Below are 13,360 nucleotides of genomic sequence, written 5' to 3'. Positions count from 1 at the left end.
CCGCGGGCGTGCCGATCTGAACGGCGTGGGGAAACGCGGGCGGGAGCGGTGGAGGCGCAGCGGCCTCCTCCTCGTCGGCGCGGTGCTGCTCGGCGGCGGCGCCGTCACCGCGGCCGCGTACGACGTCGTCAATTCCGGTGAGGAGCGCTACTCCGCCCAGGTGATGACCCGGTACGCCGACGAGCTGGCGGTGGCGGTCAGCGACCGGGTCGTGCGTTACGGCGAGACGCTGCACGACCTGGCCGCCGCGGTCGGCGCGCAGACCGACCTGCGTGGCGACGACTTCGCCCGGATCACCGCCGGGCTGGACAACTCGCGGCTGGCCGGGGCCGCGAGCATCAGCTTCATCGTGCCCGCGACCACGGCCGAGATCCCCGCGGTGCAGGCGTACTGGCGTGCCCGGGGCTCGCCCGACCTGGCCCTGAACCCCACGCCGCGCACGGCGGAACACGCGTTCGTCGTGCTCGAACGGATCTTCGACAACAGCGCGACGATCGTCGGCGTCGACCTGGCGCAGCGGCCGCAGCCCACCGAGGCGCTCCGGGTCGCCCGCGCGAACGGCGCGCTGGCGATCAGCCCCGCGTTCACGCTGCTGCGTGACGAGGGCATCCCGGCACTGAGCCGTCAGCCCTCGGTGGCGTTCGCCGTCCCGGTCTACACCGGGCTCGGCTCGACCGGCCCGCACGTCTTCGAAGGCTGGATCGTCATGCCGGTCCGCGGGCAGGACTTCCTGTCCTCGACGCTCCTCGAGCGCGGGCAGGGCGCGGTGCAGGTGACGGTCACCGAGGAGACCGCGCAGGCCGCGGTGCTCACCACCGCGTTCCCCGGGCAGCTGGTACGCGACGACTCGCTGACCCGGAGCCGGACGGTGGTGGTCGGTCAGCGCCGGTGGCAGCTCACCGTCCGGCCGACCGCCCGCCTGATCGCCGCGACCGACCGCGGCCTGAGCCGGTTCACGATCGCGGCCGGGGTGGCGCTCACGCTGATGCTCGGCGTCCTGACCGGCGCGCTGGCCGGTAGCCGGGGCCGTGCCCTGCAGCAGGTCGACGAGGCCACCGCGGCGCTGCGGCTGGACATCGCCCGGCGCGAACGCGTCGAGGCGCGGCTGCGCGAGCGCGAACAGGAGCTGCAGCGGCTGGCGTTCCACGACCCGCTGACCGGCCTGGCCAACCGGACGCTGTTCTACGACCGCCTCACCCACGCGCTGGCCACGCACGCCCGCGCCGAGCGCGTGGTCGCGCTGCTCTTCGTCGACCTCGACGGGTTCAAGGAGGTCAACGACCGGCTCGGCCACCAGGCCGGGGACGTGGTGCTGCGGACGGTCGCCGACCGGCTGCGTGCCGGTCTGCGCGCGGTCGACACCGTCGCGCGCTTCGGCGGCGACGAGTTCGCGATCATCCTGGAGGGGCTCTCGGCCGCGCCGGACGCCCGCCGTGCCGCCGAGCGGGTCATCGCCGACCTGCGGGCGCCGATCGACGTCGACGGCGCCGAGGCCCGGGTGTCCGCGAGCGTCGGCATCGTGCTCAGCGGCGTCGGCGCCGACGCCGACGAGCTGATCCGCGGGGCCGACGCCGCGATGTACACCGCGAAGAACTCCGGCAAGAACCGCTACGTCGAGGCGGGGGCCTGACCGTCAGGCCAGGCTCAGCACCGCGACCAGGAACGACGATTCCGGCCCGAACGGGCGCAGATCCCAGGTGCCGAGCAGGTGGTCCGGCGTGAGGCCGGCGTCCTCGGCGTCGGCCAGGAAGTCGTCGAACTCGTACTCCCGCCCGGAGCCGAACCCGGTGACGACCCGGCCGCCGGGCGCGAGGTGGGCGCGGAAGCGGCGCAGGATCTCGACCCGGGTCGACGGCGCCACGAACGTCATCACGTTGCCCGCGCACACCACGACGTGGAAGGCGCCGGGCAGGTCCAACCGGGCCAGGTCGCCGACGATCCACTCCGAGCCGGGATGCTCGGCCCTGGCCTCGGCGATCAGCCGCGGGTCGAGGTCGACGCCGACCACCCGGTGCCCGGTCGCGGCGAGGAGGCCGCCCACCCGGCCGGTGCCGCACCCGGCGTCCAGGACGCGGGCGCCCCGGGGCAGCAGCGCGTCGACGAACCGGGCCTCGCCGCCCAGGTCGTGCCCCCGCGCGGCGAGCCGGCGGAACCGCTGCACGTAGCGCTCCGAGTGCCCGGGGTCCTTGGCCAGGATCCGGAGCCAGACGTTCTCCTCGGTCACGAGCTACCTCACGTTTCTCGGGGTGTCCGGGGGGATTCTCCAGGATGATGGGCGTCCGACCTCAACGACGAGGGGCGCGCATGGCTGTCTTCCATTCCGACCTGCGGGCCGGGCGGTTCCTTCCCCCGTTCACGATCGGCCCGCGGTCCGCGCGGGTGCTGGACCGGCTCGGGCCGGGCGCGACGACGTTCCCCGACGACGTCGTCGTGGAGGACGTCCGGACACCGGACGTGCTCGTGCGGTTCTACCGGCCGCGGTACCTGAGCGGCCCGGCGCCCGCGCTGCTCTGGCTGCACGCCGGCGGCATGATCATCGGCAACCGGTGCCAGGACGACACCACGAACATCGCGTTCGCGCGCACGCTCGGCATCATCGTCGCGTCGGTGGAGTACCGGCTGGCGCCGGAGCACCCGGCCCCGGCCGCGCTGGAGGACGCGTACGCGGCACTGCGCCGGCTCGTGGCCGACCCGGACGTCGACCCGGCGCGGGTCGCGGTCGGCGGCGCCAGCGCGGGCGGTGGGCTCGCGGCGGCGCTGGCGCTGCTCGCGCACGACCGGGGTGACGTGCGACCCGCGTTCCAGCTGCTGCTGTACCCGATGCTCGACGACCGCACGGTGCTGCGTACCGATCTCGACACCCGGCACGTGCGGGTCTGGACGCCCGGCAGCAACCGGTACGGGTGGACGTCCTACCTCGGTGGGGCGGCGCCCGGCGACCCGGCGGTGTCGCCGTACGCCGCGCCCGCCCGCCGGGAGGACCTGAGCGGTCTGCCACCGGCGTGGATCGGCGTCGGGACCCTGGACCTGTTCTACGAGGAGGACGCGCACTACGCGGCGCGGTTGCTGAAGGCCGGCGTGCCGTGCGACTTCCACGTCGTGCACGGCGCGTTCCACTACTTCGACGCGCTGTTCCGCCGGAAGAAGGTGTCGATCGACTTCTGGCGGGCCCAGGCCCGCGCGCTGCGTGCGGCGTTAGCCGGCCCGGCGGGCGCGCGAGACGGCTAGACCGGCGGCGATCGCCGCCGCCCCGGTGGCGGCGACGGCCCGGACACCGCGCGGGCGGGTGGGGGAGAGCGCGGTGGTGAGCAGACCCCAGCCGGACGTGGCTGCGACCGGACCGGCGCCGCGCCGGCTGGCGGCGACCCCCGCGGCCACCGCGGCGCACACCGCGAGGAGCCCGGCGGCCGACGACCGGACCGTGCGGGGCGACTCCTTGCCCGCCCCGGACAGGTTCGCACCGGCGGCCAGGTTCACCGCGCTCGCGAGCGTCGTCCAGCCGAGCAGGAGACCGGTGCCGACCGGTGTCGCCCGGCCCGGGTCGGTCAGGCCCTGCACGCGCGCGTGCGCCACCCCGGCGAACCCGGCCGCCAGCGGGAGCAGGAACGGCGTGGCGGCGAACCGGTCGCTCTGCGCGGCCAGCGACCACACCGTGTTCGTGAGGTACGCGCCGGTCAGCGGCCAGCCCGTGCGCCGGCTGGTCTCCTGGTCGCTCGCGCGGACCTGGGTGAGCGTCGAGGCCAGGCACCCGGCGAAGATCGGTGCCCAGACGACGAACGCGTAGTTCGGTGGCGTGATCACGGTGTCGTAGCGGTCGGTCTGCTCGCCGCGGCCGAACAGCGCGCCGAGGTTGGGGACGGCGACGAACGCCGCGCACGCCCCGGCCAGGGCGATCGAGCGGGTGCGGTCGTGCGTACTCTGTTCCACGGGTACCTCCGCAACAAAGTAGCTTTGTTTCCAAGCTACCCTGGCTGTCGTGGAAGCGCAGCCGTTGACCTGGGCGGTCCATCACCTGGCCGTCGCCGTGGCCGAGTTCGACGCGTCGGTCGCGCGCCGGCTCGGCCTCTCCGCGGGCGATTACCTCGCGCTCAAGCACCTGCTGGCGGCGGCCGGGCCGGTGGAGTTCGCGGATCCGCCCGGGCCGGTGGAGCTCGGGCGGCTGCTGGGGCTGAGTTCCGGCGCCGCGACCGGCCTCGTCGACCGGCTCGAGCGGGCCGGGTACGCCCGCCGCGAACCCCACCCCCGCGACCGCCGCCGCCAGATCGTCCGGGCCACCGCACGGGCCGAGGCCGACGTCGTGCGCGCGCTCGAACCGGTCGCCGCGGAGATCGACCGGATCGGCGCCGGGCTGACCGACGAGCAGCGGGAGCTGACCGTCTCCGTGCTCGGAGCGCTGGCCGCCGTCCATCGGGCTCAGGACCCGAGCCCCTCGTAGGCGGCCGTGATCGCTCCCGGCGACCGGCGCGGTCCGATCGGGCACTGGCGACCGATCAATACGCTCGCGGCCGTGACTACCTCTCGCCGGGATCCGGGCCCGGTCCTCGTCGGCATCCTTCTCGCGGCCGTGCTCGCGCTGATCGGCGGTGCGCTGGCGTCGTGGCGCGCGTGGGAGGCGACGAGTCCACTGCCGACGGCCGCGGAGTTCGCCGAGATCGGGCGGCTGGTCAGCCCCGGCGATCCGGCGCCGTTCACGCGGGCCGACCCGGTGCGTGACGACGTGGCCGACACCGGCACCGTGATCACGGTCGCCGAGTACGGGTCGGCCGCCCCGGCCCCGGGCCGGTCGCTGGACGGGATCCGCGACCGGTTGAAGGCGGCCGGCTGGCGGATCGTCGGCGAGTCGAGCGAGACCTACGAGGGTTCGACCGAGGCGAACGTCGTCGCCACCCGGGGGCACCTGCGGATCTTCGTGATCGACTCGTTCTGGGGCAACGGCGGAGGGCTCTTCACCAAGGTGCTCCGCGAGCCGACGAGCGTTGTGACGCTCGCCGGCCTGGCCGGCGCACTCGCCGGAGCGGCGCTCGGGTGGGGCCTGGTCGTCTGGGGTGACCGCCGGACCCGTGACCACCCGCTCCGGCGCCGGGCCCTCGTCCTGCTGACCGGTGTCACGCTCGTGCTGCTGATCCCGGCCGTGGCCTGGACGCTCTACCGGGCGCTGCCGGACGGCGTCACCGAGGCGCACAACTACGTCCAGGAACCGTTCTGGCGCGGGCTCACCGGCGAGCCCACGGCGGTGCCCGCCCTCGTCGCGGCCGTCCTCGCCCTCCTCGTGCTGGTGGTCCCGTTCCCCCGCCGCCGGGCTTGACAGGCAACCTTTTGGTTGCCTAAATAGAGGACGTGGATCAGGTCTCCGACGAAGCGTTCAAAGCGCTTGCCGACGCGAGCCGCCGGCTCCTGCTCGACCGCCTCAACGAGCGCAACGGCCAGAGCCTGCGCGAGCTCGGCGACGGTCTGGGCATGACCCGCCAGGCGGTCAGCAAGCACCTGGCCGTGCTCGAGTCGGCCGGCCTGATCCGCGTCTCCCGGCACGGCCGCGAGAAGCTCCACTACCTGGACGCCGGTCCGATCACCGCGATCGCGGACCGCTGGATCAACCGGTACCACCGCGACCGTGCCCGGGCCCTGGCCGACCTGCGAACCGCACTGGAGAGCGCCGTGGACTTCGTCTACACCACGTACATCCGCACCACGCCCGAGCAGCTCTGGGACGCGCTGCGCCAGCCCGAGTTCACCGCGGCCTACTGGGGGGTCCAGTTCCGCTCCGACTGGGCCGCCGGCGCGCCGATGACCTGGTCGGACCGCGGGTCGGAGACCTCGCACCCCGAGCAGCGCGTGCTGGTGCACGACCCGTACCGGCGGCTCGCGTACACCTGGCACACGTTCACGCCGGCGTGGGCGGCCGCGAACGGCATCGACGACGAGACGCGTGAACGGCTCGCCGCCGAGCCCCGGTCCGCGGTCACGTTCGAGCTCGAACCGGCCGGGGACGGCGTCGTCAAGCTGACCGTGGTGCACGGGGACCTGGAGCCCGGCGGGGTGCTGCGCTCGATGATCAGCGAGGGCTGGCCGCGGCTGCTCTCCGACCTCAAGTCGCTGCTGGAGACCGGCTCCGTGCTCGCCGCGGCCGGCTGAGCGTCAGTCGGCGGTCTTGCCGACCACCGCGAACGCGGAGTCCAGGTCGACGTTCCACTCGACGTTGTCGGTGGTGCGGACCTCGACCTCGTAGGCGACGCCCGCCCGGTCGCCGCGGTCGACGTCGAGCACCGTGCTCCCCGGGACCGCGGCCACCGCGGCCTTCTCGGCCGAGGCCTGCTCGGCGGGGGTCAGCGGCCGGTCGTCGGCCTCGGGAGAGCCCGAGGGCGCCGCGGCGGTGCCGGCGTCCGGAGCGTCGGTCTCCTTGGTGACCACCTTCAGGTCCTTGTCCAGCGTGACGTCGACCTCGGTGCCGTCCTCGCGGCGCACCTCGACCTCGTAGGCCTCACCGCGGTCGTCGCTGGTCTCGACGTCGGTCGCGGTACCGCCGCCGGCGGCCTCGACCGCCGCCTCGGCCACCCGGTCGCGGTCCCCACCACGGACCTCGTCGTTCGCGGAGGCCGTCGTGGCCCACACGCCTCCGCCGACGGCCAGGGCGGCGACCACGGCGGTCGAGGCGAGAACGCGCTTGCTGCGGAGTTTCGTCGTGTTCATGTCGCACAGCCTGCGACGCGGACCCTGAATCTCCCCTGAACGCACCTGAAAGCCGTTTCAGGCAGGCAGCCGCACGGTGAAGCGTGCCCCGCCCCCCGGTGCCGTCGTGACCGCGACGGACCCGCCGTGGGCGGTCACGATCTCACGCACGATGGCCAGCCCCAGCCCGCTCCCGCCGGCGTCACGGGCGCGGGCCTCGTCCAGCCGCACGAACCGCTCGAACACCCGCTCCCGTTCGCCGGCGGGAACGCCGGGCCCGTCGTCGTCCACGGTGAGCTCGACCGTGTCCCCGGCCGTGCGCACGCCGACCGCGACGGTGTCCCGGGCGTGCCGGGCCGCGTTGTCCACCAGGTTGCGCACCACCTGCGCGAGCGCGCTCTCGTCGCCGCGCACCCGCCCGCCGCCGATCCCGGTGGTGTCCACGGCCAGACCGCCGCGGGCGATCCTGCGCGCCTCCCAGAGGGCCAGATCGTCCAGGTCGACGTCGCTGCGCGCGCCGTCGACACCACCGGCGTCGGCCCGGGTGAGCAGGAGCAGCTGCTCGACCAGCCGTTGCAGCCGGGTGGACTCCTCCAGCACCGTCCCGGCCAGCTCGCCGTCCGGGAGAGCGCCGGGGTGGGCCTGGGAGATCTCGGCGACCTGCCGGAGCCCGGCCACCGGCGAGCGCAGCTCGTGCGAGGCGTCGGCGACGAACCGGCGCTGCCGGAGCTGGGCGTCCTGCAGGCGTGTCAGCATGCGGTTCATCGTGCGGGCGAGGCGTCCGATCTCGTCGCGGGAGGCCGGTTCGGGCACGCGGCGGTCGAGCCGGTCGCCGGTGATCTCCTCGACCTCGCGCCGGATGCGTTCGACCGGGGCCAACGCCCGGGACACGACCACCCAGGTCACGCCGCCGACCAGCAGCACGAGCAGCGGCAGGCCGACGGCCAGCGGGGTCACCAGCGCGGACGTGGAGTCGTCGAGCTCCTCCAGCGAGACCGCGACCGACACCTTCGTGTCGTCCTCGCGGTCGGTGACGACGAGGTAGGGGTGGTCGGCCCCGGGGAGCCGGACCTCGTCGGCGGGTTCGTCCGGGAGCGGCACGGACGAGCGGACCACGGTGCCGTCCGCGCGCGTGACCTGCCAGGCGACGTCGTCGAGGTCGTCGTCGTCCGCGGTGGCGTCGCCGGGGCGCGCGAGCAGCTCGGCGGCGCGCTGCTCGGCGGTGTTCTCCAGGCCCTCACGCAGCGAGCCCCGGACCAGCACGACGAGCGCGGCGGCCCCGGCGAGCAGGGCCACCGCCACGACGAGCATCGCGGCGAGCGTCGTCCGGGCCCGGACGCCCCGGCTAGCCACCGTCGCTGCCCAGGCGGTAGCCGGCGCCGCGCACGGTCTGGATCGCCGCCCGGCCGAACGGACGGTCGATCTTGTTGCGCAGGTGACGCACGTACACCTCGACGATGTTCGGGTCGCCGACAAAGTCGACGTCCCACACCGCGTCGAGGATCTGCCGCTTGGAGACGACGTCACCGGCGTGCCGGGCCAGGAACGCGAGCAGCGAGAACTCGCGGGCGGTCAGCTCGATCTCGGCGTCGCCGCGCCACGCCCGCCGCGCGGCCGGATCCAGCCGCAGGTCGCCGACCTCGAGCTGGGTGGGGCGTTCCCGCGCGCCGCGCCGCGACACCGCGCGCAACCGGGCCACCAGCACCGGGAACGAGCACGGCTTCGTGAGGTAGTCGTCGGCGCCGGTGTCGAGGCCTTCGACCTGGTCCCACTCGCCGTCCTTCGCGGTGAGCATGAGGATCGGCGTCCAGTTTTTCTCCGCGCGCAACGTCGCGCACACCTGGTAGCCATTGATCCCTGGGAGCATGAGGTCGAGCACGATCGCGTCGTACGAGTTCTCACGGGCCAGCCAGAGCCCGTCGACGCCGTCGTGCGCGACGTCGACCGCGAAGCCTTCCGCTTCGAGCCCGAGCCGCAGGGTGCGGGCGAGCCGCTGCTCGTCGTCGACGACGAGGACACGCATGGTTCGGCCTCCGGAGGATCGGAAACCGCAATCTTCCGTCACCCCACCTGAACGGGAGCTGAAGGCACACCGTGACCCACGATCTGCACGCCGTCTCGCGCGGGACCGGACCGGCGGTGCTGTTCCTGCACGGCAACCCGACGTCGTCGTACCTGTGGCGCAATGTGCTGGAGCCGGTCGCGGCGGCCGGCTTCCGGTGCGTCGCCGTGGACCTCGTCGGCATGGGCCGGTCGCCCCGCCCCGACCTGGAGTACCGCTTCGCCGACCACGCCCGGTACGTCGAGGCGTTCGCCGGCGAACTCGGCCCGGCGACGCTCGTCGGGCACGACTGGGGCGCGGTGCTGGCGATCGACCTGCTCGGGCGGCGGCCGGACCTGGTGAACGCGGTGGCGTTCCTGGAGGGGCACCTCCATCCGGTCGCGCGGCTGGACCCGCTGTTCGAGGAGGCCCGGTCACCCGGCCGCGGTGAGCAGCTGGTGCTCGAGGAGAACGTCTTCGTCGAGACGGTGCTGCCCGGCGGGGTGCTCCGCACGCTCACCGACGCCGAGCGGGACGCCTACCGCGCGCCCTACCCCGACCCCGCGAGCCGCAGGCCGCTGCTGGCCTGGGCCCGCGAGATCCCGGTCGAGGGCGTACCGGGCGACGTGACCGCGGTGGTCCGGGCGAACCAGCGCGTGCTGGCCGAGTCGCCCGCCCCGAAACTCCTGCTCCACGGCGAGCCCGGCGCGGTGATCGGTGCGGCCGAGGTGGCCTGGTGCCGGGCGCACGGCCGCCGGCTGTCCGTGGTCAGCGTGGGCCCCGGCACCCACTTCCTCCCCGAGGACCACCCGGACGCGATCGCCACCGCCCTGATCGACTGGCTGCCTAGGCCGGGGTCCAGAACGGATCGCGGCCGATGAAGCCGAGGAGACGCGTCGGGCCGTCGGAGCCCTCCGGTACCGCCACCCGCGGGCCGTACTGGCCCGACCCGCGCATCACGTCCTCCATCGGCTCCATCCCGTCGACGAGCAGCGCCGCGAACGCCGGGTCGAGCCGGTCGTCCTGGCCGGTCGCCCGGGCCAGGTCCCAGGTGTGCATGAAGACGTCCGCGGTGTAGAACTGGTCGATCGCGCGGTCCAGCGGGATGTCGCCGATGTGCGGGTTCGACAGCGTCCGCGGCGGCGTCGAGCGGTCGTCCAGCAGTGCCTGGACGGCGGCGGCCTGGGCCTCCCACGCCCCCGCCGGATCCGCGTCCACCGGCGGGCCGGCCGGGAGCGTGACCCCGGCCCCGCCGGCCAGGAACGCCGGGAACCACTCCACGAGATGACGCACCACGTCCCGGGCGGTCCAGGACGCCACCGGCGACGGAACGTCCCAATCCTTCGCGCCGCGGGCCCGGTCGGTGAACACCCCGGCGATCACCCGGTGCCGCTCGGCGGGCGAGAGCTCAGACAGTGCCATCGGCGAGCATCCCGTCCAGAGTGGCGTACCCCTCGTCCAATCCGACCTCCATGCCGCTCTTCAGCCAGGCGTCGCGGCTCGCGAAGCTCTCCACCAGCGACTGGGTGTGCAGCCGGGTGCGGCCCTCGCCCAGGTCGGTGAACCGCAGCGTCTGCAGCGAGACGCCGTCCGGATCGCCCTCCCAGGTGAACGTCTGCACGATGCGGTCGGGCCGGATCTCGTGGAACGAGCCGTGGAACGCGAACTCCTCGCCGTCCCGGCTCGACACGAACCGCCAGCTCCCGCCGGTGCGGGCGTCCCAGTAGTCGATCCGGTTGGCCAGGCTGTCCGGCCCGACCCAGCGCACGAACAGCTCCGGGTCGGTGTGTGCGCGCAGCAGCTGCGCGGGCGTCGCCCGGAAGTCCCGGGTGATGCGGATGATCGGCAGGGCCGGATCGGCCTCGATCTCGGTCATGGTGCGGATTCCTCCTCGTTCAGGTCCGCCAGCACCTGGTCCAGGCGCTGGTAGCGCTCCTCGGCCCGCCGGCGGTACCGCTCGATCCACTCGTCCATCGACGTCAGCGCTCCGATCTGCAGGCGAACCGGACGCGGCTGCGGGCCGGGTACCCGGGTCACGACGCCGGCCTCCTCGAGCACGCGCAGGTGCTTGTACACCGCCTGCAGGCTCATCCGGTACGGCTCGGCGAGCTGGTTCACGGTGGCGTCGGCGACCGACAGCCGCGCCACGATGTCGCGCCGCGTCGGGTCGGCCAGCGCCGCGAACGCCCGGGACAGCTCGTCGACCGGCATCGGCTCACCCTCTTTTCAACTCATCGGTTTAAAGCCAAGCTAGCGGGAGGCCCGGGGGAGGTCAAGCACCAGCGCCGGCTCCCCGACGGGTGCGGCAGGACACGCCGACGCCGGCGAGCGCCGCCGGTTCCTCGCGGCGCAGCCCGGGTCGCGTCCCCCGCAATCGCGCAAATCTTCGTTCACATCGCCGGTTCGGTGAAGTGGCTGACGTGGGCCTACGGACGCCGTAGAACGGATGCTGCGGAACCGCCCGTCGTCGCGCGTGTCACTGCTCCCGGAGGTATCGATGCCCCTCGCCCTGACCGACGATCACCGGCAGCTGGCCGACGTCGTCCGTTCGTTCACCGCGGCGCACGAGCTGCGCCGGGCCACGCGCGAGGCGTTGACCCAGGACGCCCCCACCAACGCGGCCTGGAAGCAGATCGCCGACCTGGGCTGGACCGGCCTGCACCTGCCCGAGGCCGTCGGCGGCTCCGACGCCGGCCTGGCCGAGCTCGCGGTCGTCGCCGAACAGCTGGGCGCCGCACCCGCGCCGGGCCCGTTCGTCGCGGCCGCGGCGGCCGGGGCGGTGCTGGACGCGGTCGCCCCCGACGACGTGAAGGCCGCGCTCCTGCCCGGCCTCGCCGACGGTTCGCGCATCGTCGTGCTCGGCCTCACCGGCGCGCTGACCGAGACCGGCGGCACCCTGTCCGGATCGGTCGGGCCGGTGCCCGGCGCCCGCTGGGCCGACCACGCGCTGGTGCGGGTCGGCGCGCACGACCTCGCGCTCCTGCCGCTCGCCGACGTCGTGAGCGAGGCCACCCCCGGCCTCGACCCGTCGCTCGGGGCCGCGAAGCTCCGGGTCGAGAACCTGGACGCGCGGGTCTTCCGCGGCGCCGCCCCGCTCGCGGTCCGCGTCGGGCGCACGCTCGTCGCGGCCGAGGCCGCCGGCGGCGCGCACGCCACGCTCGCGATGGCGGTGGAGTACGCGAAGGTGCGCGAGCAGTTCGGGCGCACCATCGGCAGCTTCCAGGCGGTCAAGCACCACCTGGCCAACATGCTCGTCGAAGCGGAGACCGCGACCGCGACCGCCTGGGACGCGGCCCGCGCGGCGGACACCGCGGACGACGCCCAGGCCGATCAGGCGGCCGCGGTGGCCGCCGCCACCGCGCTGCACGCCTACCAGGCCAACGCGCAGAAGGCGATCCAGATCCTCGGCGGCATCGGCTTCACCTTCGAGCACGACGCCCACCTCTACCTGCGTCGCGCGATCACGCTGGCCGCGCTCTGGGGCCCGGTCGCCGGCGCCCGGGACGACGTCGCCGCGGCGGCACTGGCCAAGGTCCGCCGCGAGTACGCCGTCGACCTGCCCCCCGAGGCCGAGGCCTACCGGGCCGAGGCCCGCGCCTTCCTCGAGACGTTCCGGGCGGCGCCGCCGGAGAACCGGCGGCAGCTGCTCGTCGACTCCGGCTACCTGGTGCCGCACTGGCCGAAGCCGTGGGGCCGGGCCGCCGAGCCGATCGAGCAGCTCGTCATCGAGCAGGAGTTCACCGGCGTCGACGTCCCGCAGCTGGGCATCGGCGGCTGGGTGACGCTCACGATCAGCCAGCACGCCGACGACGAGCAGGTGCGACGCTGGATCCCGGCGTCCCTGCGCGGCGAGCTGGTCTGGTGCCAGCTGTTCAGCGAGCCCGGGGCCGGCTCCGACGCCGCCGCCGTGCAGACCCGGGGCAGCAAAGTGGAGGGTGGCTGGCGCGTCACCGGGCAGAAGGTCTGGACCAGCGGCGCCCAGTACTGCAACCGCGGGCTCGCGACCGTGCGCACCGACCCCGCGGTGCCCAAACACCAGGGCATCACCGCGATGGTCGTCGATCTGACCGCCCCCGGCGTCGAGGTGCGTCCGCTGAAGGAGATCACCGGCGCGGCGATGTTCAACGAGGTGTTCTTCAACGACGTCTTCGTGCCCGACGAGGACGTCGTCGGCGCGGTCGACGCGGGCTGGACCGTGGCCCGCGCGACGCTGGGCAACGAGCGGGTCTCGATCGGCCGGGAAACGACGCTGGGTGTGCGGGCGTCGCAGCTCATCCGCGTGATCGAGGGGTTCGGCGTCACCGATGTCGGCCTGTTGCGCGAGTACGGCCGGCTGGTCGCGATCGAGCAGTCCACCCGCCTGCTCAACCTCCGGATGGTGACCCGCGCCGTGGCCGGGAGCACCGAACCGAGCATCGAGGGCGCGCTCACGAAGCTGATCGGGGCCGAGCTCGCCCAGTCGCTGAGCGAGCTCGGCCTGCTGCTGGCCGGCCCGGGCGCGATCGACGGCACGGCGGACCTGCTGACGACCGGCTATCTGTACTCCCGGGCGATGACGATCGCCGGCGGCACCTCCGAGATCAGCCGCAACGTCATCGCCGAGCGCATCCTGGGCCTGCCGCGCGACCCGCTGAACCGGTGACCGGTTCGTCC

Annotated in this window: 15 protein-coding genes; 7 read left to right on the top strand and 8 right to left on the bottom strand. The window is 74.2% G+C overall.

Features of this window, described 5'->3' with window-relative positions:
* Positions 1-25 precede the first annotated feature (25 nt).
* A complete protein-coding gene (locus CRYAR_RS24665) occupies positions 26-1,630 on the top strand; it encodes a sensor domain-containing diguanylate cyclase (protein ID WP_035855506.1) in 1,605 nt (534 codons plus the stop codon).
* 3 nt (positions 1,631-1,633) lie between these two features.
* Here CRYAR_RS24665 and CRYAR_RS24660 read toward each other — a convergent pair whose 3' ends face one another.
* Positions 1,634-2,224, bottom strand: coding sequence for a class I SAM-dependent methyltransferase (locus CRYAR_RS24660; RefSeq protein WP_035855505.1), 591 nt, complete (start codon positions 2,222-2,224; stop codon positions 1,634-1,636).
* Positions 2,225-2,304: 80 nt separating this feature from the next.
* On the opposite strand from CRYAR_RS24660, the gene CRYAR_RS24655 reads away from it, so the two are divergent.
* Complete coding sequence (locus CRYAR_RS24655; protein ID WP_035855504.1) at positions 2,305-3,228, top strand: alpha/beta hydrolase; 924 nt, start codon at positions 2,305-2,307, stop codon at positions 3,226-3,228.
* Here CRYAR_RS24655 and CRYAR_RS24650 read toward each other — a convergent pair.
* Positions 3,196-3,927 carry a hypothetical protein gene (locus CRYAR_RS24650; protein ID WP_035855502.1) on the bottom strand — a complete coding sequence of 244 codons (732 nt, stop codon included), beginning with the start codon at positions 3,925-3,927 and terminating at the stop codon, positions 3,196-3,198. The genes CRYAR_RS24655 and CRYAR_RS24650 overlap by 33 nt on opposite strands.
* Before the next feature lie 49 nt (positions 3,928-3,976).
* Here CRYAR_RS24650 and CRYAR_RS24645 point away from each other — a divergent pair, with 49 nt between their 5' ends.
* From CRYAR_RS24645 to CRYAR_RS24635, 3 genes are all read left to right on the top strand, one after another.
* Positions 3,977-4,435 (top strand): MarR family winged helix-turn-helix transcriptional regulator, encoded by a 459-nt coding sequence (locus CRYAR_RS24645; RefSeq protein ID WP_051570909.1) that lies wholly within the window; start codon positions 3,977-3,979, stop codon positions 4,433-4,435.
* A 72-nt stretch (positions 4,436-4,507) separates the two neighbouring features.
* Positions 4,508-5,305, top strand: a complete 798-nt coding sequence (locus tag CRYAR_RS24640; RefSeq protein ID WP_157018034.1) for a hypothetical protein — start codon at positions 4,508-4,510, stop codon at positions 5,303-5,305.
* A gap of 32 nt (positions 5,306-5,337) precedes the next feature.
* A complete protein-coding gene (locus CRYAR_RS24635; RefSeq protein ID WP_035855500.1) occupies positions 5,338-6,132 on the top strand; it encodes an ArsR/SmtB family transcription factor in 795 nt (264 codons plus the stop codon).
* Positions 6,133-6,135: 3 nt separating this feature from the next.
* Here CRYAR_RS24635 and CRYAR_RS43595 read toward each other — a convergent pair whose 3' ends face one another.
* Genes CRYAR_RS43595 through CRYAR_RS24620 form a run of 3 tightly spaced genes read right to left on the bottom strand, consistent with a single transcriptional unit; the run spans position 6,136 to position 8,689 of the window.
* A complete protein-coding gene (locus CRYAR_RS43595; RefSeq protein ID WP_051570908.1) occupies positions 6,136-6,687 on the bottom strand; it encodes a PepSY domain-containing protein in 552 nt (183 codons plus the stop codon).
* A gap of 57 nt (positions 6,688-6,744) precedes the next feature.
* Positions 6,745-8,019, bottom strand: coding sequence for a sensor histidine kinase (locus CRYAR_RS24625; RefSeq protein WP_035855497.1), 1,275 nt, complete (start codon positions 8,017-8,019; stop codon positions 6,745-6,747).
* A complete protein-coding gene (locus CRYAR_RS24620) occupies positions 8,012-8,689 on the bottom strand; it encodes a response regulator transcription factor (protein ID WP_035855496.1) in 678 nt (225 codons plus the stop codon). Before CRYAR_RS24620 ends, CRYAR_RS24625 begins: the two co-directional genes overlap by 8 nt.
* Before the next feature lie 71 nt (positions 8,690-8,760).
* Between CRYAR_RS24620 and CRYAR_RS24615 the strand changes: the two genes are divergently transcribed.
* Positions 8,761-9,588, top strand: coding sequence for a haloalkane dehalogenase (locus CRYAR_RS24615; protein ID WP_051570907.1), 828 nt, complete (start codon positions 8,761-8,763; stop codon positions 9,586-9,588).
* Here CRYAR_RS24615 and CRYAR_RS24610 read toward each other — a convergent pair.
* The 3 genes from CRYAR_RS24610 to CRYAR_RS24600 are packed head-to-tail and all read right to left on the bottom strand — an operon-like array spanning position 9,554 to position 10,918.
* Positions 9,554-10,129, bottom strand: a complete 576-nt coding sequence (locus CRYAR_RS24610; protein WP_035855495.1) for a TIGR03086 family metal-binding protein — start codon at positions 10,127-10,129, stop codon at positions 9,554-9,556. The genes CRYAR_RS24615 and CRYAR_RS24610 overlap by 35 nt on opposite strands.
* Positions 10,116-10,583: an SRPBCC family protein gene (locus tag CRYAR_RS24605; protein ID WP_035855494.1), complete on the bottom strand. Its 468-nt coding sequence runs from the start codon at positions 10,581-10,583 to the stop codon at positions 10,116-10,118. The genes CRYAR_RS24610 and CRYAR_RS24605 overlap by 14 nt, the downstream gene beginning before the upstream one ends.
* Positions 10,580-10,918: an ArsR/SmtB family transcription factor gene (locus tag CRYAR_RS24600; protein WP_035855493.1), complete on the bottom strand. Its 339-nt coding sequence runs from the start codon at positions 10,916-10,918 to the stop codon at positions 10,580-10,582. The genes CRYAR_RS24605 and CRYAR_RS24600 overlap by 4 nt, the downstream gene beginning before the upstream one ends.
* Before the next feature lie 286 nt (positions 10,919-11,204).
* On the opposite strand from CRYAR_RS24600, the gene CRYAR_RS24595 reads away from it, so the two are divergent.
* Positions 11,205-13,349 carry an acyl-CoA dehydrogenase family protein gene (locus CRYAR_RS24595; RefSeq protein ID WP_035866206.1) on the top strand — a complete coding sequence of 715 codons (2,145 nt, stop codon included), beginning with the start codon at positions 11,205-11,207 and terminating at the stop codon, positions 13,347-13,349.
* The last annotated feature ends 11 nt before the right edge of the window (positions 13,350-13,360 follow it).

The sequence above is a fragment of the Cryptosporangium arvum DSM 44712 genome, assembly GCF_000585375.1.
In the GTDB taxonomy this organism is placed as follows: Bacteria; Actinomycetota; Actinomycetes; order Mycobacteriales; family Cryptosporangiaceae; genus Cryptosporangium; species Cryptosporangium arvum.
Note: the sequence above shows the minus strand (reverse complement) of the source record. Positions and strands in the feature narration are given on the sequence as shown.

What these genes read in the sequence shown, in the direction of transcription:
- CRYAR_RS24620 (WP_035855496.1), bottom strand. Translation starts at nt 8,689, where the DNA reads ATGCGTGTCCTCGTCGTCGACGACGAGCAGCGGCTCGCCCGCACCCTG.
- CRYAR_RS43595 (WP_051570908.1), bottom strand. Translation starts at nt 6,687, where the DNA reads ATGAACACGACGAAACTCCGCAGCAAGCGCGTTCTCGCCTCGACCGCC.
- CRYAR_RS24655 (WP_035855504.1), top strand. Translation starts at nt 2,305, where the DNA reads ATGGCTGTCTTCCATTCCGACCTGCGGGCCGGGCGGTTCCTTCCCCCG.
- CRYAR_RS24610 (WP_035855495.1), bottom strand. Translation starts at nt 10,129, where the DNA reads ATGGCACTGTCTGAGCTCTCGCCCGCCGAGCGGCACCGGGTGATCGCC.
- CRYAR_RS24605 (WP_035855494.1), bottom strand. Translation starts at nt 10,583, where the DNA reads ATGACCGAGATCGAGGCCGATCCGGCCCTGCCGATCATCCGCATCACC.
- CRYAR_RS24600 (WP_035855493.1), bottom strand. Translation starts at nt 10,918, where the DNA reads ATGCCGGTCGACGAGCTGTCCCGGGCGTTCGCGGCGCTGGCCGACCCG.
- CRYAR_RS24595 (WP_035866206.1), top strand. Translation starts at nt 11,205, where the DNA reads ATGCCCCTCGCCCTGACCGACGATCACCGGCAGCTGGCCGACGTCGTC.